Source organism: Pantoea sp. EA-12 (assembly GCF_030053355.1).
GTDB lineage: Bacteria > Pseudomonadota > Gammaproteobacteria > Enterobacterales > Enterobacteriaceae > Pantoea > Pantoea vagans_C.
On the sequence record NZ_JASGBY010000017.1, the window covers coordinates 54,208 to 74,599 of the forward strand.

Annotated in this window: 19 protein-coding genes; 7 read left to right on the forward strand and 12 right to left on the reverse strand. The window is 51.2% G+C overall.

Annotated features, from left to right (window positions below):
- Nucleotide 1 precedes the first annotated feature (1 nt).
- The 6 genes from coaD to QMZ30_RS21185 form a co-directional block, all read right to left on the reverse strand.
- Nucleotides 2-490, reverse strand: coding sequence for a pantetheine-phosphate adenylyltransferase (gene coaD, locus QMZ30_RS21160; RefSeq protein ID WP_283228851.1), 489 nt, complete (start codon nucleotides 488-490; stop codon nucleotides 2-4).
- Complete coding sequence (locus QMZ30_RS21165) at nucleotides 487-1,263, reverse strand: glycosyltransferase family 2 protein (protein ID WP_283228852.1); 777 nt, start codon at nucleotides 1,261-1,263, stop codon at nucleotides 487-489. The genes coaD and QMZ30_RS21165 overlap by 4 nt, the downstream gene beginning before the upstream one ends.
- A gap of 3 nt (nucleotides 1,264-1,266) precedes the next feature.
- Complete coding sequence (waaA, locus tag QMZ30_RS21170; protein WP_283228853.1) at nucleotides 1,267-2,541, reverse strand: lipid IV(A) 3-deoxy-D-manno-octulosonic acid transferase; 1,275 nt, start codon at nucleotides 2,539-2,541, stop codon at nucleotides 1,267-1,269.
- 85 nt (nucleotides 2,542-2,626) lie between these two features.
- Nucleotides 2,627-3,760 (reverse strand): glycosyltransferase family 4 protein, encoded by a 1,134-nt coding sequence (locus tag QMZ30_RS21175; protein ID WP_283228854.1) that lies wholly within the window; start codon nucleotides 3,758-3,760, stop codon nucleotides 2,627-2,629.
- Nucleotides 3,753-4,829, reverse strand: a complete 1,077-nt coding sequence (gene rfaQ, locus QMZ30_RS21180) for a putative lipopolysaccharide heptosyltransferase III (RefSeq protein ID WP_283228855.1) — start codon at nucleotides 4,827-4,829, stop codon at nucleotides 3,753-3,755. The genes QMZ30_RS21175 and rfaQ overlap by 8 nt, the downstream gene beginning before the upstream one ends.
- A gap of 73 nt (nucleotides 4,830-4,902) precedes the next feature.
- The gene (locus QMZ30_RS21185) at nucleotides 4,903-5,892 is read right to left on the reverse strand and encodes a glycosyltransferase (RefSeq protein WP_283228856.1); all 990 of its coding nucleotides are present in this window, start codon (nucleotides 5,890-5,892) and stop codon (nucleotides 4,903-4,905) included.
- Between the two features lie 176 nt (nucleotides 5,893-6,068).
- Between QMZ30_RS21185 and QMZ30_RS21190 the strand changes: the two genes are divergently transcribed.
- Nucleotides 6,069-7,100 (forward strand): glycosyltransferase family 9 protein, encoded by a 1,032-nt coding sequence (locus QMZ30_RS21190; protein WP_283228857.1) that lies wholly within the window; start codon nucleotides 6,069-6,071, stop codon nucleotides 7,098-7,100.
- Here the strand turns inward: QMZ30_RS21190 and QMZ30_RS21195 are convergent.
- Nucleotides 7,075-8,046, reverse strand: a complete 972-nt coding sequence (locus tag QMZ30_RS21195) for a polysaccharide deacetylase family protein (protein ID WP_283228858.1) — start codon at nucleotides 8,044-8,046, stop codon at nucleotides 7,075-7,077. The genes QMZ30_RS21190 and QMZ30_RS21195 overlap by 26 nt on opposite strands.
- 185 nt (nucleotides 8,047-8,231) lie before the next feature.
- Between QMZ30_RS21195 and QMZ30_RS21200 the strand changes: the two genes are divergently transcribed.
- The gene (locus tag QMZ30_RS21200) at nucleotides 8,232-9,314 is read left to right on the forward strand and encodes a glycosyltransferase (RefSeq protein ID WP_283228886.1); all 1,083 of its coding nucleotides are present in this window, start codon (nucleotides 8,232-8,234) and stop codon (nucleotides 9,312-9,314) included.
- A 35-nt stretch (nucleotides 9,315-9,349) separates the two neighbouring features.
- On the opposite strand, the gene tdh is transcribed toward QMZ30_RS21200, so the two are convergent.
- Entirely contained in the window at nucleotides 9,350-10,378 is a 1,029-nt protein-coding gene (gene tdh / locus QMZ30_RS21205) for an L-threonine 3-dehydrogenase (protein WP_283228859.1), read from the reverse strand.
- Nucleotides 10,375-11,583 carry a glycine C-acetyltransferase gene (locus tag QMZ30_RS21210; RefSeq protein ID WP_283228860.1) on the reverse strand — a complete coding sequence of 403 codons (1,209 nt, stop codon included), beginning with the start codon at nucleotides 11,581-11,583 and terminating at the stop codon, nucleotides 10,375-10,377. Before QMZ30_RS21210 ends, tdh begins: the two co-directional genes overlap by 4 nt.
- Before the next feature lie 232 nt (nucleotides 11,584-11,815).
- On the opposite strand from QMZ30_RS21210, the gene rfaD reads away from it, so the two are divergent.
- The 5 genes from rfaD to QMZ30_RS21235 are packed head-to-tail and all read left to right on the forward strand — an operon-like array spanning nucleotide 11,816 to nucleotide 16,818.
- Nucleotides 11,816-12,748: an ADP-glyceromanno-heptose 6-epimerase gene (rfaD, locus tag QMZ30_RS21215; protein WP_283228861.1), complete on the forward strand. Its 933-nt coding sequence runs from the start codon at nucleotides 11,816-11,818 to the stop codon at nucleotides 12,746-12,748.
- 17 nt (nucleotides 12,749-12,765) lie between these two features.
- Nucleotides 12,766-13,809 (forward strand): ADP-heptose--LPS heptosyltransferase RfaF, encoded by a 1,044-nt coding sequence (gene rfaF, locus QMZ30_RS21220; RefSeq protein ID WP_283228862.1) that lies wholly within the window; start codon nucleotides 12,766-12,768, stop codon nucleotides 13,807-13,809.
- A 2-nt stretch (nucleotides 13,810-13,811) separates the two neighbouring features.
- Entirely contained in the window at nucleotides 13,812-14,774 is a 963-nt protein-coding gene (gene rfaC / locus QMZ30_RS21225; RefSeq protein WP_283228863.1) for a lipopolysaccharide heptosyltransferase RfaC, read from the forward strand.
- Entirely contained in the window at nucleotides 14,775-15,680 is a 906-nt protein-coding gene (locus tag QMZ30_RS21230) for a WaaZ-like lipopolysaccharide core biosynthesis protein (RefSeq protein ID WP_283228864.1), read from the forward strand.
- Nucleotides 15,661-16,818, forward strand: a complete 1,158-nt coding sequence (locus QMZ30_RS21235) for an O-antigen ligase family protein (protein WP_283228865.1) — start codon at nucleotides 15,661-15,663, stop codon at nucleotides 16,816-16,818. The genes QMZ30_RS21230 and QMZ30_RS21235 overlap by 20 nt, the downstream gene beginning before the upstream one ends.
- Before the next feature lie 43 nt (nucleotides 16,819-16,861).
- Here QMZ30_RS21235 and QMZ30_RS21240 read toward each other — a convergent pair whose 3' ends face one another.
- The 3 genes from QMZ30_RS21240 to envC form a co-directional block, all read right to left on the reverse strand.
- Complete coding sequence (locus QMZ30_RS21240) at nucleotides 16,862-17,941, reverse strand: glycosyltransferase family 9 protein (RefSeq protein WP_283228866.1); 1,080 nt, start codon at nucleotides 17,939-17,941, stop codon at nucleotides 16,862-16,864.
- A gap of 129 nt (nucleotides 17,942-18,070) precedes the next feature.
- Nucleotides 18,071-18,973, reverse strand: a complete 903-nt coding sequence (locus QMZ30_RS21245) for a divergent polysaccharide deacetylase family protein (protein WP_283228887.1) — start codon at nucleotides 18,971-18,973, stop codon at nucleotides 18,071-18,073.
- A gap of 3 nt (nucleotides 18,974-18,976) precedes the next feature.
- The gene (gene envC / locus QMZ30_RS21250; protein ID WP_058970422.1) at nucleotides 18,977-20,278 is read right to left on the reverse strand and encodes a murein hydrolase activator EnvC; all 1,302 of its coding nucleotides are present in this window, start codon (nucleotides 20,276-20,278) and stop codon (nucleotides 18,977-18,979) included.
- Between the last annotated feature and the right edge of the window lie 114 nt (nucleotides 20,279-20,392).

The following is a 20,392-nucleotide window of genomic DNA, read 5'->3' on the forward strand; positions in this document are numbered from 1 at the left end:
ATCAAGGTTGCTGCGCCAGTCGCGCCAGCAATGCCTGATGCACAACGGCAGGCAGAAATGCCTGCACATCGCCATGATGACGTGCAACTTCCTTCACCAGTGACGATGAGACGAAAGAGAACCCTTCGGACGGCATCAGAAAAACACTTTCCAGGGTAGGCAGCAGATGACGATTCATCTGTGCCAGTTGCAACTCATATTCGAAATCCGATACAGCGCGTAATCCCCGCACCAGCACATTGGCGTTTTGCGCTTTGGCAAAATTCGCCATGAGATCGCTGAAACCCACAACCTCGACATTCGGCAGATGCGTTGTCACCTGACGCGCCAAATCCACACGTTCATCCAGAGAGAACAACGGTTTCTTGCTCGGACTGGCGGCAATGGCCACCACGATGCGGTCAAACATTTGCGCCGCGCGCGTAACAATATCCAGATGCCCCAGAGTGATGGGATCAAACGTGCCGGGATAAATCGCTTTAGTGCTCATACGCGGCCTTGTGTTGAGGTGTGATGCAGCGCCCAGAGCGCCGAGTATTTGTTGAAGGTGTACTGTGCGTTAACGACCGCCAAAATCCAGCCCTGTTTGCCATCAAGGAAGCCGGCGCGGAGTAGCAGCGTTTTAAGAAACGCCCCTAAGGTGTGGCTGAAAATGGAGAAAAGCCCACAGCGTTTGCCGCGCTGGAAATGCTCAGCAGCCCAGGCTTCGGCATAATTCATCTGTTTGCGCTGAAAAGCGATCAGATCGCGGCAGGTGAGATGCTGCAAATCACCGGTGAGCGCAACAACGGGCGCGCCTTGCGTATCCAGCGATTCGTGCACCAGGTTGTCGTTATAGTTGAGTGCGCGTGGATACAGGCGCATAACGCGATCCGGGTACCAGCCGCTGTGGCGCATAAAGCGGCCGAGGAACAAATTACTGCGACCGAGGCTGTAAACCGTATTTGCTGCGGGTTGCTCCAGGACGTGTTCAATCGCACGGCGCAATTCAGGCGTCACACGCTCATCGGCATCCAGCATCAGGATCATATCGCCGCTGGCGAGAGCCTGCGCGCGTTGACGCTGTTTACCAAAGCCATCCCAACCTTCCGCCTGATAAACCTGTGCGCCCAGTGCACGTGCAACGTCTGCCATATCGTCCTGACTGCCGGAATCCAGCAGCACAATCTCATCGGCCCAACTGACCGAGGCTAACGCCTCCGGTAGCAGATCAGCTTCGTTTTTGGCGATCATCACCACGGATAGGCGTTGGCGTTGCGACATGAGTTAGTGAGCTCGCGGCGGTAAATGAGGTTCGAGTAACTGTAGCAGACGCTGTAATGCGCCCTGGTTTTGATGCAGCACTTCCACGGCATGTCGGCCATAGTAGCGGCGATAGTCGTCATCCTGCAGCAGGTTAGCGACTTGTTTTTCCAGCGAAATCACATCGGTAACGGTGATCAAACCTTCCGCCTGCTGCAACTTGGCGCAAATATCTTTGAAGTTCCAGATGTGCGGACCCATCAATACGGGAATGGCATGCGCTGCCGGTTCCAGTGGATTGTGGCCGCCGCGCTCGACCAGACTTCCGCCGACAAAGGCGATATCAGCAATGCCGTACAGCATCATCAGTTCGCCCATGGTATCGCCGATCACCACTTGCGTTTCGCTGGAAGGAATTTCACCGCTGCTGCGCAGAATAAAGCTGAAGCCGCGTTTTTGCGTCAGATCGCAGGCGTCTTTGAAACGTTCAGGATGGCGTGGCACCAGAATCAGCAGCAGGTCTGGGAATTGCTGCAGCAGACGGCGATGGGCATCCAGAATGATGGTCTCTTCACCTTCATGAGTACTGGTCGCAATCCACACCTGGCGGCGCGAAGCCCACTGGCGGCGAAGCGTGACGGCTTTTGCGGCCAGTTCGGGGGTGACAGAAATATCAAACTTCAGGCTGCCCGTGACGGCCAGATGTGAACGTTTAAGGCCGAGGCTGAGGAAGCGATCGGCATCTTCGTTATTCTGCGCTGCAATCAGCGTAATACGTTGCAGCAAATCACACATAAAGCCGCCCAGCTTTTTATAGCCTTTTGCCGAACGTTCAGACAGGCGAGCGTTGGCAATCACCAGAGGAATCTGGCGCTGATGCAGAATACGGATAATGTTGGGCCACAATTCGGTTTCCATAATGATCACCAGACGTGGATTGACGGTGTCGAGGAAACGGTTGATGGAGCCAGGCAAGTCGTAAGGCAGATAGACGTGATGCACGTCTTTGCCAAAGGCAGACTGAGCGCGTTCCGAACCGGTTGGCGTCATGGTGGTGACAGTAATGGGTAGCGTTGGGTAGCGATGACGCAGTGCGCGTACCAAGGGTACCGCGGCCAGGGTTTCGCCCACGGAAACAGAATGCAGCACAATGCCATGCGGTTGCACTTTGCCGACGCAATAGCCGTAGCGCTCAGCCCAGCGTTTACGATAGGCCGGTGCTTTTCGACCGCGCAGCCACAGGCGCAGCCAGATGAATGGCTGAATCAGATAGAGCAGGGCTGTGTATAGAGTTGTCATAGTTATCGTTACGACAGGTTCGCGTCAAAAAACACATGAAAGGCGGCATGTTATCAGAAACTGGTCGCCTGCTCATACCACTTCGTCAGTTGGCCTTCAGTACCTGCTGATAAAGTGAGGTCAGTGCCTGCGCCAGTCGTTGCGGACCAAAAGGTTCGATTCTGCGGCGTGCGGCTTCGCCCATGGCAGAATTCTGTAAAAGCGCGGGTGTCGCCATAATGGCATCATTTAACGCTTTGATATCCAACGCATCGCAGACGAAGCCTTCTTGACCCGCTGCAATGAATTCTGCACCACCGCAGCCCGTGCTGGTGATCACCGCTAAACCACAGGCCATCGCTTCCAGCACCACATTCGGAAAAGGATCATAGAGCGTCGGCAGCAGCAGTGCATCAGCCGCATGATAGTACGGCTGGACATCTTGCTGTACGCCAACAAAGCGCAGGCGATCAAGACAGTTAAGCTGGTTAGCCAACTGCTGATAGCGCGACAATTGCTTATCCTGGCCAACGACAATCAGATAACGGTCACTGTTGGCTAATGCGCTAATGGCGGCTTTCAATCCTTTGCGCTCAAAGCCGGAGCCGACATAGATCATCACCGTGGCATCTTGCGGCAATGTCATTTGCTGACGCATGGCAAAGCGCTGGGCTTCTGTGGCTGGCTGAAAACGTTGGCTATCGATGGCGTTATGAATGACGTGTATCTTGCTGCCATCGAGCGTGAAATGACGCAAAATATCCTGTTTGACCATCTCTGAATTACAGATGACGGCTTTTAAGGACGGCGCGTTGAACATTTCCGCTTCAGCCTGCAGTACATAGCGATGATAAGGGCTGAGGTTGGCGCTTAAACGCTGCCAGGGCGAGACGATGCGTGCCCGCTGCTCAAGCCACACGCGATGCACGCCGTCACCAGCGCGAAAGATATCGCAGCCCGCAATACGTTCGTGACTCTGAACGATATCGAATTTTTCGCGCTCCCAGCATTCTCGTGCGGCGCGCGCAAATCCACGTTCGCGTGAGACGCGGCCAAATTTAGCGGGATTGCAAATGTGGAGATGCCAGGCCGGATTGGGTGTGCCCTGCCAGCTGCGGGTAATGATATTAAGATCGAGCTGCTCACTATCCAGCGCTTCCAGCGCCCGTGAGATAAAGCGCTCAGCACCGCCATCCGGGCGATATTTCTGCCGGACAATCGCCAGGCGTAACTTAGTCATGCAAAAAACTCCTTGCGGCGGCAATCACATCCTCAACGGGAATCGCGGAGAGATAGCGCTGCTCGGTTTTGGTATCGATATCGTCGGGGGATGGCAGCGGTGCATAATCACCGGCCCAAATGACGCGATTATTGTCACCCCACGGACGCCAGTGATGCAGCTTGGTGGGACCAAACAGCGCCAGGCAGGGCGTATTGAGCGCGGCGGCCATGTGCATTGGGGCTGAATCCACGCCAATAAACAGTTGCGCTGTATCTATCAACGCCGCCAGTTGCGGTAGTGAAAGCTGCCCAGCCAGTGACACCACGTTCTGGCTATGGCAGAGCGACTGAATGTTAGCGATCATCGCCTGCTCTTTCTGATCTGGTGCTGCGGTCAGGACAACGGTATGGCCATCGGCAGTAAGCGTATCGATGAGCTGCGCGACTTTTTCATCTTCCCAGCATTTGAATACCCAGCGTGAGGTCGGCTGTATCACGATAAACGGGCCGGTGACGTGTTGCTGCGCCAACACATCCTGCACTTTTTGCTGATCGGCTGCGCTAAAGTGCATCGAGGCTTTCGCACCTTCCGCACTGATGCCGAGTGGTTCCAGCGCCGCCATATTTTGCTCAACGGTGTGCAGCTGATTGTAGTTCTGAGTGGATATCAAGTGATTATGGCACCAGCGCCAGAGTGCATTATCGCGCTTCGCAAAGGCAAAGCCGATGCGAACCGGTGCGGCAGAAAAGCCGGTAATGATCGCACTGCGCCACTGATCGGCAAGGTTAATCACCACATCATAATGGCAGGCACGGACCGCAGAGATCAGGGCCATTTCATGGCGAAACTTTTGCCAGCCGCCTTCCTTTTTCCAGTTACGATCGATGATATGCAACTGACGGATGGCAGGATGTGCTTCCAGCATTGGCCGGGTCTCTTTATACAACAGGACGTCGATATTGGCTTGGGGATAGCGCTGGCGTAGTGCATTGATAGCCGGCGTGGTCAGCAGCATATCGCCGTGATGACGCAGCTTAATCAGCAGAATATTTTTCGGTGCAAACTGGGCTGGAATCGGGCTTGCCATACTCAAATGATCTCAAAATTCAGTGAGCTGATTGTAGGGCAAACCCCCAGGGTGCGAAAGCCAGCCGCGGCGCTTATTTCTTACGCCAGCGATAAATCCGGCTCAACCACAACATTAACTGATACCACTGTCTGGCACCGCGTGCGTTACGCAGCATTCGTTTGTGGGTTTGGGTGGCAAAGATATCCGCAATCATCGCCTGGCGTGCGCTCTCATCGGGTTCGCGCCGGATGGAGTGGCAGACGCTGAGCGCTTCACGGGTAATCTGATAGTGAAATGCCGGGTAAATTTTAATGCGTGTGCGATAGCGTGTATTGATCTCTTCCAGCATCTGCGCAATTTTCAGGTAGTGCCGTTGATATTCCACGTTACGCTGGCCTGTGCGCTTGCGATTACTGATCGATGCATCGTGCATGTAATACCGATACAACATCTGATCGGTATAGCGAACACGTTTGACGTTGAACATAAACTCGGTGGTCCAGGGAATATCCTGATGGTGAAGACCAGGCTCAAAGGTGAGATTGAGTTGTTCTATCAGTTCGCGGCGGTAAATACCGAGCCACACTACATGCATATAACGATGGGTTATCAATGCCTTGTTGAGCCATTCAGGTCCACTTAATACCGTGGTGCTGGTTAAGCGGTCCAGTGGGATGAGCGGTTTGGTGGTCTGGCTGGCTTTGAAGAACCATTCAGCGTTGCATTGCGCGGCGTCTAACTCATCACTTTCTGCCATCTCGACCAGCGTTTGATACATCGCCGGGTTCATGGTGTCGTCGGCGTCTGGGAAAGTGACGTATTTGCCCCTTGCCACGGCCAGCCCGGCATTACGTGCACGTGAAACTCCGCCATTCGCCTGGTGGATGATACGTACATGAGAATGCTGCTGCGCGTAGGCATCGGCCCGCTCACCTGAGCCATCGGTGGAGCCATCATCAACGATGATAATTTCCAGTGAGCTTAGCGTTTGCGCCAGCAGGGACTGCATAAAAGTCTCGAGCATCGCACCGGCGTTGTACATCGGTGAGATAATGGAGAGTAAGGGTACGTTTTCCGACATTGATGTGATGTTTTTATAGGTAATTAACGAAATTCTTACGTTAATTATTGCTAAGGAATTCAGAACTTTTTGGACATTTATGGTCAAAAGTAGTTAGCTCGCTAGCATTTTTGCACTTTTAGGAATGGTGATAGCCAAAAAGCGCAGCATATATCTTTATACATCTGGGTCTCAGCATGAAAAATATACTCGTTATCCGACGTGATAATATCGGCGATATGGTCTGTACCACACCTTTACTGGATGGCATAAAACAGGCATTTCCAGAAGCAACTATCACTTTGCTGGTGAACAAAATTGCGCAGGATGTGGTGAGCTACAACCCCCATGTTGACCGACTGTATGTGTATAAGAAAGCCAAGCATCGCGCCAAAAATGAGACCACGTTGGGCGTTTACTGGCAGCGTGTGAAGATCATGCTGGCACTGCGTAAAACCCGATTTGATGCCACCATTCTGGCCAATCCCGTGCCTTGCAAATACAGCCTGAGGCTGGCGAAGATGGCGGGCGCGCACAACATAATTGGCGCCGCTCAAGCAGATGCACAGCTGGATCATCCCTTCCAGAAAACAGATTTTCACGGCAAGCATCAGGTTGAGCACACCTACTCTTATCTTTCGGCATTAACGGACGCCTCCCCTGCGGTCCCTCAGGTCAACCTCTACCTCGCGGAGGCAGAACGCGAAGCGGCGAGCACACGCGTCGCAGCATTATTTCCCGCGCCGGGTAAAGTCTTCGGTGTTCATATCAGTAGCCGCAGCCCAAAACGCCGTTGGCCGGTGGCATCTTATGCCGCTTTTATTAATAAATTGCTGGAAGATGAGCAGGCGCGGGTACTGGTTTTCTGGTCGCCGCAAGGCACACTGGATGCCAATGATAAAGGCGATGCCGCACGCGCCGATGAGCTGATGGAAAAAGTAAACTCACCCCGCGCAGCGCGTTACCCAACTGCATCAGTACGTGAGTTGATTGCCGGTTTTGACCGCTGTGAACAAATTTTGTGTAGCGATGGTGGCCAGATGCATCTGGCCGCAGGTTTACATAAAAAGCAGGTGGTGTTCTTTGGTGATACCAATGCCACTCTTTGGCATCCATGGTCGGGTGAATACCGCATTATGCAGACCGAGTCCGGTGAATGCAGCGATGTCACTCTGGAAACGGTCTGGCAGGCGTGGCAGGAACTCAGCGCTGAGCTAGTTGGCGTGTGAAGCTGGCGTAATATTCAGCCAGTGTCTGGCCGACAAAGTTCGGTGCCAACCAGCTAAACAGCGCTTCGAGATCTTCGTATAGCTGCTCGATGTCACGTTCATTTTTAAACGTTGGGCTACCATCGGGCATGAATTCGGAGCTGTGCAACATAAACTCGGTGTAATTGTTCCCTTCCGCCAGTGACATCTCCACGACGCGCTTCATATCCGCAAGGTTGCCACCCGAAGGGCGCAACCAGTGCACAGCAGGGCTCTTTTGTTTACCACGTAGTCGGTAAGCACCCTGTTTGAACGCATTCATTAATGCGGAATACTTGTACTGGATGCTCATCGGGACTTCGAGTAGTGATGAATCACCACTGCGCGAAATATCCTGTGGATTGATGAAATAAGGTTTGGCCGGGAAATGGGTATAGTTAGTGCCGCCGTTACCTTGTGGCGCACCGCGCGTGTAGGACCAGTTCACACGTGGCGTGACCGAACAGTCTACCTGATAGCCCAACTCAGTCAGGATCGCAGCGTAGCGTTCATCAAATGCCCAGCGACCGGCGCGATGGCTTAACATTTTGGTTTGGAACTTTTCTTCGAGGAGATCCGTCATATAAGCGACTTTGTCACGCAGCACGCTATCGGGGTACTCGATCAGAAAAGGCTGCCAGCGCCAGTCATCGTCAGTCAGCGGGGCTTCTGGTGGACTGTTCCAGGCATGGAGATGCATCCCGATTTCGCCTTGCTTACGGGCAATCACATCTTTGCCAAATTCTACAAATGCGGGATCTATCGCCATTTCATAGTTGGTCAGCCAGGTGGGTTTAAAACCATAACGTTCGCACAACGCCTGAAAACGTGGCAGATAGCCGGTGTTTTTGGTGGTGATTGAGCGGTGATTGCGCCAGAGATTGTCGCCTTCGGTGTCAATGGTAATAAGGAACGCGTGCCGGGTCATGTTCGCCGCCTGAGGCCAATAAAATCGCAATGTTACGCTGTGCCCTGCAGTGACGCAAAACTATTTGCCACGGCAGTAAACAGGCGGAAAGGGGGATGAATGTGCGTTAATATTCCCCGCACATAGCTGGCATTCACCCGTTTTCTAAAACTGATAGGTAGGACAATTTGTCAAAACGCATACTGATGGTGATCGATGGTTTACCAGGCGGCGGCGCCGAGAAGGTGGTGTTGACGCTGGTTGCCGGTATGTTGGCGCTGGGGCATCGAGTCTCACTCTTTTCCCTGCGCAAAGTGTGCGAGTATCCATTGCCAGAAGGCGCGGATTATCACGTCATTCAGGACACCAACCGTAAGCCGTGGCGCAAGTTGACTGAACTCAATCGGCGTGCTCGTTTACTGGATGTCGCCGTCAGGAAGGCGGAAAAGGAGGGCGGCCAATTCGATCTTGTAGTCTCACACCTGCACAAAACCGACCGTATTGTGCGCCGCAGCCATGCACTTCGGCAGGAGAAAACCTGGTTTTGCCTACACGGCGTATTTTCTGCGTCTTATTTGGGGCATCGCACTGGCTTATCACGCTGGTTGAAGGCACGTAAAATCCGTCAGGTTTATCAGGGGCGCAACGTGGTGGGTGTCTCGCCTGCGGTGCTTGAAGATCTCAAATCTGCCTTTGCCGTGCAGCCCTCACATGAAGCGGTGATTGGTAACCCATTCGATGTTGAAAAAATTCGACAACTGGCCGCCGAGCCGGCTGAGGTGCCGTTGGCTGGTTTTCTGGTGCATGTGGGGCGCTTCCACGAAACTAAGCGCCATGACCGTCTGCTTAAAGCCTATGCGTTGAGTAACATCCAACAACCCTTAGTGCTATTAGGCCAGGGTTCACCTGATCGCAAAGCCGCCCTGCAAGCGCAAGCGCAGGCGCTGGGTATCGCCGACCGGGTGATTTTCCAGGGCTTTACGCTGAACCCTTATGCCTGGATAAGCCGGGCAACCATGTTGATTGTCAGTTCGGATAGCGAGGGCTTTGGAAACGTACTCATCGAAGCGATGCTCTGCGGCACGCCTGTGGTGAGCACCCGTTGTCCCGGCGGCCCAGAGTGGTTATTGCAGGGCGATTTAGCGCGTGGTCTGTCCGAACTTAATCCGGAATCCCTGGCGGAGAAAATGCAGGAGATTTATCAGCATCCGCCACTCATACAGGCCGATGCATTTGCCGGGTTTGATACTTTATCAATCTGTCAGCACTATCTGGCATTGAGTCGATGAAGTCTGCGGGAGGGCTGGTTACCTCCCGCAAACGGTTAATCCCAGCTCAATACCACTTTCCCAGAGCGACCAGAGCGCATCTCGTCAAATCCTTGCTGGAAATCATCGATGTGGTAGCGGTGCGTAATGATGGGCGTTAAATCGAGGCCAGACTGAATCAGCGCCGCCATTTTGTACCAGGTCTCAAACATCTCACGGCCATAAATGCCTTTGATGAATAATCCTTTAAAGATCACCAGATTCCAGTCAATGGCCATCTCACCCGGAGGGATCCCCAGTAAGGCGATGCGCCCACCGTGGTTCATGACGTCCAATAACGTGCGAAACGCTGGGGGGGCGCCAGACATCTCCAGACCGACATCGAAACCTTCGGTCATGCCCAATTCCGCCATCACATCACGCAGATTTTCCTGCGCTACGTTGACTGCGCGAGTGACCCCCATCTGGCGTGCCAGACCAAGCCGATACTCGTTGATATCGGTGATCACCACATTACGCGCACCCACATGTTTGCATACTGCCGCTGCCATGATGCCAATCGGACCCGCGCCAGAGATCAGCACATCCTCACCGACCAGATCAAATGACAACGCGGTATGTACGGCATTACCGAAGGGATCAAAAATCGCGGCCAGTTCGTCCGGAATATTGTCAGGGATTTTGAAGGCGTTAAAGGCGGGGATGACCAGATATTCAGCGAAACAGCCCTGACGATTAACACCCACCCCAACCGTGTTGCGGCAGAGATGCGTGCGCCCGGCGCGGCAGTTACGGCAATGGCCGCAGGTGATGTGGCCTTCACCTGAAACGCGATCGCCAACTGAAAACCCCTTAACCTCTTCACCCATTCCCACGACTTCGCCGACATATTCGTGGCCCGTGATCATCGGGACGGGAATAGTCTTACGCGACCAGTCATCCCAGTTGTAGATGTGCACATCCGTACCGCAAATCGCGGTTTTGCGGATTTTAATCAGCAGGTCGTTATGGCCAGGTTCTGGAATCGGTGCATCCTTGATCATCCAGATGCCTTCTTCGGCTTTTAATTTAGCCAGCGCTTTCATTTTGCCGCTCCTGTAATCACACCCAGTTGCTGTCCAATGCGCGTAAAGGCCGCGACGGCATGCTCAAGCTGTGCCTGCGTGTGTCCGGCAGATATCTGCGTGCGGATGCGCGCCTGGCCCTGCGGCACCACCGGATAGAAGAAGCCCGTGACGTAAATGCCTTCCTGTTGCAGCAAGCTGGCAAACTGCTGTGCCACTTTGGCATCACCCAACATCACCGGAATAATGGCGTGATCGGCTCCCGCCAGCGTAAAGCCTGCGGCTGTCATTTTTTCGCGGAAGAAGCGGGCATTTTCCCACAGACGCTGGCGTAAGCCATCGCCTTCACTCAGCAGGTCCAGCACACGCAGTGAGGCGGTGACAATGGCGGGAGCCAGCGAATTAGAGAACAGGTAAGGGCGTGAACGTTGACGTAGCCACTCGACGACCTCTTTTTTGGCGGCCACGTAGCCGCCGGATGCGCCACCCAACGCCTTACCTAAGGTGCCGGTCAGAATATCGACGCGGTTCATGACGCCACAATATTCGTGCGAGCCACGCCCGGATGCGCCGACAAAGCCAACGGCATGAGAATCATCCACCATGACCATTGCATCAAATTCGTCGGCTAAATCGCAAATACCCTGCAAATTAGCGATAACGCCATCCATCGAGAACACGCCATCGGTGGCGATGAGGATGTGACGTGCGCCCTTATCACGCGCCTCTTGCAAGCGGATGCGTAGCTCGCTCATATCGTTATTGGCATAGCGATATCGCTGGGCTTTGCACAAGCGCACACCGTCAATGATCGAGGCGTGGTTGAGCGTATCAGAAATGATGGCGTCTTCTGCGCTGAATAGGGTTTCAAACAGACCGCCGTTGGCATCAAAACAGGAGGAGAAAAGTATGGCATCTTCCATGCCCAGAAACGCCGCCAGCTTATGTTCTAACTGCTGATGAATATCCTGAGTACCGCAGATAAAACGCACCGACGCCATGCCAAAGCCATGCGAATCCATGCCCTCTTTGGCTGCCTGAATTAACGCAGGATGATTAGCCAGGCCAAGATAGTTATTGGCGCAGAAGTTAATGACGGGCGGGCTATTGGCGACGGTAATTTCCGCCTGCTGTGCCGACGTAATGGTGCGTTCCTGTTTGAACAATCCGTCCTGACGTGTTGTCTCAAGCTGTTGACGGATTTGTGAATAAAACTGACTGGACATGATTCTGCTCCTCAGATAGCAAAATTTTGGCACATATTACTGATCGAAAAGCATCGTGCCGACGTTTACGCCAGGGAAATCTCAGTTTTGCAGCATAGTTCACGTGATGGTTGCGATTTGTGCAGCCGTTGCAGAGTCATCTGGCTGCCTGTCTCGGGCTGAAATGTTATGATGTTAGGTATTCGTGCGTGAAACCTCCTGTTTCACCCCAAACTGTTTAAAGGCAAAGCATATGATTATCGTAACCGGTGGCGCTGGCATGATTGGCAGCAACATTGTTAAAGCGCTGAACGATCGCGGTCTTACCGATATTCTGGTGGTGGATAATCTGAAAGACGGCACCAAATTCGTGAACCTCGCGGACCTCGATATCGCGGATTACATGGATAAAGAGGAATTCCTCTCTTACATCATGTCCGGCGAGGATCTGGGTCCGATTGAAGCGGTGTTCCATGAAGGTGCTTGCTCAGCGACCACCGAGTGGGACGGCAAGTACATGATGGATAACAACTATCAGTACTCAAAAGATCTGCTGCATTTCTGCCTGGAGCGTGAAATTCCGTTCCTGTATGCCTCTTCAGCCGCCACCTACGGCGGACGTAATGAGAACTTCATCGAAGAACGCCAGTACGAGCAGCCGCTCAACGTCTATGGCTACTCAAAAATGCTGTTTGACCATTATGTGCGTCAGATTTTGCCAGAGGCAAATTCGCCGGTGTGTGGTTTCCGTTACTTCAACGTATACGGTCCACGTGAAGGGCATAAAGGCAGCATGGCCAGCGTGGCTTTCCACCTCAACACCCAGATCGGCGGCGGTGAAAATCCGAAACTGTTTGAAGGCAGCGACGATTTCCGCCGTGACTTCATCCACGTTGATGATGTGGTTGCGGTTAACCTGTGGTGCTGGGAGAACGGCATTTCGGGTATCTACAACTGTGGTACGGGTCGCGCAGAATCCTTCCAGGAAGTGGCGGATGCAGTGCTGAATTTCCATCAGAAGGGCCAGATTGAGTACATTCCGTTCCCAGACAAGTTGAAAGGTCGTTATCAGGCCTTCACCCAAGCCGATCTCACCAACCTGCGTGCAGCGGGATACGACAAGCCGTTCAAAACTGTCGCGCAGGGTGTGGGTGAGTACATGGCATGGCTGAATCGTAACGCATAAGGAATCCGGCACCAGCGATGAAAATTCTGGTTATTGGCCCATCCTGGGTCGGCGATATGATGATGTCGCAAAGTCTCTATCGCACGCTCAAGGCTGAGCATCCAGATGCGGTGATTGATGTGATGGCGCCGGCCTGGTGTCGGCCTTTACTGTCACGCATGCCAGAGGTCAATCAGGCGCTGGCGATGCCGCTTGGCCATGGTGCCTTAGCGCTGGGTGAGCGGCGTCGTTTGGGGAAATCCCTCAGCGCCAGTGGGTATGATCGCGCTTATGTGCTGCCTAACTCGTTTAAATCGGCGCTGGTGCCGTTTTTTGCCGGAATTAAACGCCGCGTCGGTTGGCGTGGTGAGATGCGTTATGGCTTGCTGAATGATGTACGTGTATTGGATAAACCGGCATTTCCGCTGATGGTCGAGCGTTATGTGGCGCTGGGTTATGACCAGCCAGTATCTTCTGCCCAGGAATTACCGCAGCCCTTGCTCTGGCCGCAACTGCGCGTAGATGATGAAGAAAAGCGCATGACGGCCGCGCAATTTTCACTGTCCGCCGACCGCCCGGTCATTGGTTTTTGTCCAGGGGCAGAATTCGGCCCGGCAAAACGCTGGCCGCACTATCACTATGCTGCCTTAGCGGAACAACTGATTGGTGAAGGCTACCAGGTTGTGCTGTTCGGTTCGGCGAAAGATCGTGAAACCGGTGACACTATTGTGCAATCGCTATCAGACGACGCGCGCGCACGCTGCAAAAATCTGGCCGGTGACACGCAGTTGGAGCAGGCCGTGATTTTGATTGCTCACTGTGCTGCCGTTGTCAGTAATGACTCTGGCTTAATGCATATTGCCGCCGCGCTAAATCGCCCACTTGTGGCGTTGTATGGCCCAAGCAGCCCGGATTTTACGCCGCCATTGTCTCATCAGGCTCGCGTTATTCGTTTGATCACGGGCTATCACAAAGTGCGTAAGGGTGATGCCGAAGAAGGCTATCACCAGAGTTTAATTGATATTCAGCCTGCTCGTGTTCACCAGGAACTGAGTGCGCTGCTGCAGCCGGTGCGGGAGTAGCCATGCACGTTTTGATTGTTAAAACCTCCTCAATGGGAGACGTGCTGCACACCTTACCTGCACTCACTGATGCGATGCAGGCCGTGCCTGGCATACGTTTTGATTGGGCAGTGGAAGAGAACTTCGCTCAAATCCCAGGCTGGCACCCAGCAGTGGATAAAGTCCTGCCGGTTGCCATTCGCCGCTGGCGTAAACACTGGTTTGGCAGCCAGCAGCGCGAAGAGCGTGTGCTCTTCAAGCGTGACCTGCAATCGCGTGAGTATGACGTGATCATTGATGCGCAAGGCCTGATCAAAAGTGCCGCGCTGGTCACGCGATTGGCTAAGGGGATTAAACACGGGCAAGACAGCCGGAGTGCGCGTGAACCTTTTGCCAGCTGGTGGTATGACAAACGCCATGAAATCAATAAGCAACAGCATGCCGTTGAACGGACGCGGGAACTGTTTGCCAAAAGCCTGGGCTATGAGAAACCGGCTACGCAAGGCGACTATGCAATTGCCCGACATTTCCTCTCCACGCTGCCCCATGACGCACATCAGTACCTGGTGTTCCTGCACGCGACCACGCGTGACAATAAACACTGGCCGGAATCGCACTGGCGTGAACTGATAGAGCTGGTACAGCCAACGGGCCTGAAAATAAAGCTTCCTTGGGGGGCAGAGCATGAACATCAGCGTGCATTAAGAATGGCTGAGGGGTTTACACATGTTGAGGTGCTGCCAAAGCTTACGCTGGAACAGGTTGCGCAGCAGTTAGCAGGCGCGCGCGCGGTGGTCTCTGTGGATACGGGCTTGAGTCATCTGACAGCCGCGCTGGACCGGCCCAATATCACGCTCTTTGGGCCAACCGATCCGGGCTTGATTGGGGGGTATGGGCAAAACCAGCACGAATTACGCGGTGAAGATGGCACAATGCAGGCAATTTCATCGGGGCGAGTAATGGAAGAATTACAGGAAATGCTCTGAATGGGCTCCTTATTTAAACAGATCTATCGCTACACTCATGGCAGGGATTTCCGCCACAATGAGAATTTCTGGCCACATATCACTATAAAGCGAGGTCAAGACGATCATATCGAGCGTCTTATCTGGCGTAAAAATGAAATAAAAATTGAGTCCTTGACGGCACTGCATAAAGTGGTTGCTGGTGATGTGACAATATTGGCATCTGGCCCCTCCGTCAATAAAATTGATTTTGATTCACTGTCAGGAACTACATTTTTTGGAGTGAATGGAACTTACCATCTCAGTAAAAAAGTGGAGTTCTCATATTATATAATTGTGGACCGCGGTTTTGTGGAAAATCGCTTTGATATTGTTGCTCAGGTTTTAGATAATCCTAACTTAACTCTTTTTACCACAGTGCATTGTCTCAATGATATATTGAATTGTGTTGGCCATGAAAACATACGCTGTCGTTTGGCTATCATTGAAGATGTAAGTTATAAAGTTTATCGAAAAAATGTACCACCATCTGAATATGTAACTTCTTATAGTAATAATATAGGTCTCTCTCTTTATCCTACCAAACCCTTATCTGGTTTTTCTTGGGATATTCGGCAGGGGGTTTTTGATGCGGGTACCGTAGCATATTGGGCCTTACAAATAGCTTCGTGGCTCTGCCGGGGAAGGATATTATTGGCGGGAGTGGATATGAATAATTTCTCATCCCCTCGATTTTATGAAAATGAAAAAAACAAGCAAAAAAGTTTTCTAGAGGAAAACTTTAACCATGTAATAAAGCCTGCTTTTTTACATGCGAGTAGGGATTTGAGCCGTGCAGGTGTGAAGGTTTATAATTTATCTCTAACAAGTGGTCTTAATGAGGAAGTCTTTGAAAAGGCGACGCCAGATGTCATTTTTAAAAAATAGTAATAAGGTTGAGTTTTTTTCATCAGTATCATTTATGGCATTTCTGTTTTTGATGACCATTTTTACTGGTGCAGGGAAAGTAAGTAATTTATTTCATCTATCAATAATGCTGATGATGTTGCATTGGGTTATTCATCGTAAGGAAAACATCTTTTTAAGAGGGTTTCCTTGGGCTTCCATAGGGGTGGTAACTCTCTTTTTATTTTACTTTAGTCTGGCAAATCTATGGACTGAAAACCCATGGAATATAATATCCACGATTAAACATTCTTTTTATCTTATTTTTTTTGTATGCATGGTTAACTATTGCATTAATCGATATGGTGTTTTGAAATTACATGGTTTGATTTTTTTTGGATGCTTTATCTTACTACTCCTTACATTTTTATTCGTAGATAAAAGTACGCTGTTAACTAATAGGCTTGAAAACGGATTTTTTGCAGCTCCTGAGAACGTTATTGATTTAGGAGGGTATTTTGCTCTTGGTATTCTAAGTGCATTAATTATTGCACGGGAGTCAGGTAAGCATTGGATATATTTACCTGCATCGCTACTCTTCATTGGGTTGCTATTGACACAGAGTCGCGGGCCTTTATTAGCTCTACTGATAGCGTTGGCTGTATTATTTGCGCAGTACAAACATGTTCATCTCCGCCATATTCTATACACCGCACTATCTATTGTCGTTGTATCCCTGTTTTTCTATTTTACTGACTATGGTAGTGAGTTTTATGCACGAATCATTTCTGCGTATGCTCAGAGCTTTATTCGATTTGGTATCTGGCAGCATGCGCTTTCAGAGGCTTTTGTCCATCCTTATTTTGGTTGGGGATTTGATAAGCAACTGACTTTCGTTAATAGTATTGGTCAGCATGTTACTACCACACACAGTGTTTATGTTTCTACCTTCTTGAAAGGTGGTGTAGTTGGTGTGTTGTTATTGGCCAGTCTTATCATTAATGGTATGTATCATGCGTACAAAAAGTTTCATCAAGGTTTGGGACTGGAAGCCTCAATTTATCTATTCTCACTCATGTTTTTTGTGACACAAGGTATGTTTGTTATCGGCGGTCCAGGTGAGACATGGGTATTATTCTGGCTGCCATTGGCAGTTGTATTGTCATCTCGTAAATCTTAGGGGGATTATGCTACCAGATAAAGATCTATCTGGTAGCATAATTTTAGGATTTAATATTTTTAATCAAGGCATTATAAACTTGGTCAACGCTTATTTTACGTAAAGGGAAATGCGGATCATCGTTTAACTCAGGTTCAATTCTTATCGTCTGATGAATGTCTAAATCCTGATACGGGCCTGTATGCCGTGGGTTTGCGCTGACGTACAGGCTCACTGTTGGCGTTTGGGCTGTAATGGCAATATGCAGCGGACCGGTGTCACCGGTGACTAAGGCATCGATTGAATTGATGAGTTCAATCAACGCTGGAAGACGGGTTTTTCCAATGTAGGACGTCACTCGGGAGTGATATTTTTCAGGCAACATTTTGAAGAACTCTTTTTCAATCGGCTGGTCTTGTCCTGCACCTGTCAATATCACCTTCGAGTCAGCAATGTCAGTGAAAATACGTTCTGCTAATTGAGCAAAATGCTCAACAGGCCAGCAGCGATTTTTACCTGATGCCCCCATCTGAAAACCAATGGTTGGACTCAGAGCGCTGCGCGGTGTTTTATTAACTGCAATCGGAAACTGCATTTTAATATCGGCCGGATCACAGCCTAAAACGCTAATTAAATCCATTTTGCGTTGAATGATATGGCCATCTACGCTGGTCGAGTATTTATCCAGCCAATGGTTAAATACCGGTTTGTCATGGCGAAAGTTATCTCTAAGGATATACTTTGAACCACCAAGGCGGGAGCATAAAATATCGTAACCCAGGCTTGAATGTAAAAGTAATGTTAAATCTGGTTGAAATTGACGTATTTTTCTAATCAGGTTTGGTGCACGAACGATTTTATTATCCCAGATGGCGACTTGATCAAACCATTCACTTTTTTCGACCAGGTCGCGGTTTTTATCACTGGATACCAGCATAAGTTTGGCAGCAGGATAACGGCGTTTTATGGCTTTAATGGCTGGGGTGTTGAAGAGTAAATCACCTAATGCAGTCGTTGAGAAAATAACAATGCGTTCAAATTCATGATTTGAACTTAACGGCTGCTTATTTTTATCAATCTGACTCAGTCTGGCATGCAAACTCAGTACGTTATTGATTAAATTTATTTTCCAAATCTTTTTCATTAATCCGATTAACCCTAAGAACCTGGCAAATTTGACATCAATGCTGGGAAATAATTTCGTTATCATAACGAAAAAAACGCCAGTCCCGAATGGCACTGACGTTAATTTTTCATGTTGTTGACGATTAGCTTAGAAAAGCGAACCTAACTGTTTGATTAGTTTGCTTTCTGAAACATGCTCGATAATCAGATCCACCGCACGGCTCTGTGGTATTGGCGGCAGCGGTTTACTCACCTTACACACGCCCGGCGCATGGAACTTGGTAGGCAGCGGTTTTGCTGGCTGAGAGGATGGGCCGGATCCCTGATGCAACGGCTCATTCAGCAACTGGCTTGGGCGTACCAAGGTGATATCGCCTGGCAGTGATGGCAGCATCTGTTGTAACACGCGAACCGTGGTTGGATGCGGATGACCAATCGCAATGGCATAGCCATCACGTTGTGCCAGCTTCACGGCACGAGTGAATTGCTCACGAATCGAAGCTTCATTCTGGCTGTCATCAAGAAATACCCGCCGTTTAAGTACTTTAACGTGCGTGCCCTGCGAGGCTGGAATGGACTGGCTGTTGCCAATCGTCATGCTATCAAGAAAGTAATAGTTGTACTGGTTAAGTACCTGCATCACTTTTTGCATGCCAGGCAGGCTTGAGGTCATTTTGCTGCCCATATGGTTGTTCAGACCCACGGCGAATGGGACTTTACCCGTCGCATCGCGAATGATGCGGGCGATTTCCTCGCTACTCATTTCCGGGGTGAGGGTGTCTTTCTCCAGTGGCTGCTTACTGAGCGGTGCCATGGGCAGATGGATCAACACTTCATGGCCGCCCTGATGGGCTTTGGTCGCCATTTCACGCGCGTGTGGTGCATTGGGAAGTACAGCGACGGAAATCGCCGCTGGCATTTGCAACACTTTGTTCTCTTCTACAGGCCGGTAACCGAAGTCGTCGATGACTATCGAAAGTTTGCCGGCCTGAGCAGAAAGTGACAAAAACAGCGCACAGAGCGCGATTGAAAGCTTTCGGGGCTGAAACAACACTTATCTTCCTAACCACGGTAGTGGATTGACGGCCTTTCCCTGGCGTCGGATTTCAAAGTAGAGCGAAGGCGTGCCGCGGCCGCCACTGGTACCCACTAAGGCGATAGGCTGTCCTGCCTTCACCTGAGTACCGACGCTCACCAGCGCACTTTGGTTGTAGCCATAAAGACTCATGTCGCCTTTACCATGCTCCAGCACCACAACCAGACCGTAGCCTTGCAGCCAGTCGGCCATCAGTACGCGTCCATCGGCGATGGCTTTCACTTCTGTACCTTCTGGTGCATCAATCACCAGACCTTTCCAGCGCAGTTCGCCCTGCATGGATTCGCCGAAGCGATGTTCTATACGTCCGTTGACCGGCCAAAGTGCCTGGCCACCAGGCCTGCCAAGTCCGCCGGTACGTGCCATCAGTTCACGCTCGCTCTGCGTGGGCTGATAGTTGGAACCTTTGGCTTTTGCCTGCGCCTGGCGTTGGCGAACTTTCTCTGCCTCGCGCGCTTCGCGTTCCGCACGTTCACGTGCTTCACGTTCTGCTTTGGCAATTTTATCTTGCAGGCGGCTTTCGTTTTCCCGCATTTCGACCAGATCGGCTTGATCTTTTTCCAGCGAGCTTTCCAGCACCGTCAGCGTTTTCTTGCGTGCTGCACTGGCGGTTTCCAGCTTGGTTTGCTGTGTCTGCTGCTGTGACAACAGCGATTTCTGCTGTTCCTGTTTGCCTTGTAATGCCTGGCGCTGTTCCGCGAGCTGCTGCTGGGTTTGTTTGAGATCGTCGATGTTTTTCTGACGTGCGGCATTGAGGTAGCCGAAATAAGCCAGAATACGTTCACTGCGCTGCGCTTCTTCACCACCTAACAGCAATTGCAAACCATTGTGCTGCCCCTGACGGAACGCCGCATCCAGTTGTTGCGCCAGCAATTTTTCCTGCTGGGCCTGCTGTTTTTCCAGGTGAGAGATAGAGGTGGTTATCTGTGCGATTTCGCCGTTTAGCGCGGTCAGACTATTACGCGTTTCGCGCAATTGACGGCTGGCTTGAGCAATCACTTTTTCCTGGCTTTGCAGTTGGTCAAGGAGTTTGCTGCGCTGCAGTTTCTGCGCTTTGACGCTCTTTTCTTTTTCGGCGATATCTTGCTGAATGGATTTCAGCTGCGTTTTGCTGTCATCCGCGCTGTGAGCGGCAATCGGCAACAACAGCGCGCCCGCACAGAGCAGGCTTCGGGAGATTTCGGACCAGCGAAATAACAACGGATGCGCTGGGCCGTTGTGGCGAGTCCTTGTGTGTGTAACGGTCGCTTTTCCCTTCATAGTCGATAATTATTCCACGATGAACAGCCGCTTACCAGTTATCCCGGGCGGGTTTTGCTTAACGAAAGATGTCCGTGCCGAGCTTACTGGCATTAACTTTGTCTTAATTTTGCG

What these genes read in the sequence shown, in the direction of transcription:
- coaD (WP_283228851.1), bottom strand. Translation starts at nt 490, where the DNA reads ATGAGCACTAAAGCGATTTATCCCGGCACGTTTGATCCCATCACTCTG.
- rfaQ (WP_283228855.1), bottom strand. Translation starts at nt 4,829, where the DNA reads ATGGCAAGCCCGATTCCAGCCCAGTTTGCACCGAAAAATATTCTGCTG.
- QMZ30_RS21210 (WP_283228860.1), bottom strand. Translation starts at nt 11,583, where the DNA reads ATGTCCAGTCAGTTTTATTCACAAATCCGTCAACAGCTTGAGACAACA.
- QMZ30_RS21200 (WP_283228886.1), top strand. Translation starts at nt 8,232, where the DNA reads ATGGTGATCGATGGTTTACCAGGCGGCGGCGCCGAGAAGGTGGTGTTG.
- QMZ30_RS21185 (WP_283228856.1), bottom strand. Translation starts at nt 5,892, where the DNA reads ATGTCGGAAAACGTACCCTTACTCTCCATTATCTCACCGATGTACAAC.
- rfaD (WP_283228861.1), top strand. Translation starts at nt 11,816, where the DNA reads ATGATTATCGTAACCGGTGGCGCTGGCATGATTGGCAGCAACATTGTT.
- rfaC (WP_283228863.1), top strand. Translation starts at nt 13,812, where the DNA reads ATGCACGTTTTGATTGTTAAAACCTCCTCAATGGGAGACGTGCTGCAC.
- envC (WP_058970422.1), bottom strand. Translation starts at nt 20,278, where the DNA reads ATGAAGGGAAAAGCGACCGTTACACACACAAGGACTCGCCACAACGGC.
- QMZ30_RS21240 (WP_283228866.1), bottom strand. Translation starts at nt 17,941, where the DNA reads ATGAAAAAGATTTGGAAAATAAATTTAATCAATAACGTACTGAGTTTG.
- QMZ30_RS21230 (WP_283228864.1), top strand. Translation starts at nt 14,775, where the DNA reads ATGGGCTCCTTATTTAAACAGATCTATCGCTACACTCATGGCAGGGAT.
- QMZ30_RS21195 (WP_283228858.1), bottom strand. Translation starts at nt 8,046, where the DNA reads ATGACCCGGCACGCGTTCCTTATTACCATTGACACCGAAGGCGACAAT.
- tdh (WP_283228859.1), bottom strand. Translation starts at nt 10,378, where the DNA reads ATGAAAGCGCTGGCTAAATTAAAAGCCGAAGAAGGCATCTGGATGATC.
- waaA (WP_283228853.1), bottom strand. Translation starts at nt 2,541, where the DNA reads ATGACAACTCTATACACAGCCCTGCTCTATCTGATTCAGCCATTCATC.
- rfaF (WP_283228862.1), top strand. Translation starts at nt 12,766, where the DNA reads ATGAAAATTCTGGTTATTGGCCCATCCTGGGTCGGCGATATGATGATG.
- QMZ30_RS21190 (WP_283228857.1), top strand. Translation starts at nt 6,069, where the DNA reads ATGAAAAATATACTCGTTATCCGACGTGATAATATCGGCGATATGGTC.
- QMZ30_RS21235 (WP_283228865.1), top strand. Translation starts at nt 15,661, where the DNA reads ATGTCATTTTTAAAAAATAGTAATAAGGTTGAGTTTTTTTCATCAGTA.
- QMZ30_RS21175 (WP_283228854.1), bottom strand. Translation starts at nt 3,760, where the DNA reads ATGACTAAGTTACGCCTGGCGATTGTCCGGCAGAAATATCGCCCGGAT.
- QMZ30_RS21165 (WP_283228852.1), bottom strand. Translation starts at nt 1,263, where the DNA reads ATGTCGCAACGCCAACGCCTATCCGTGGTGATGATCGCCAAAAACGAA.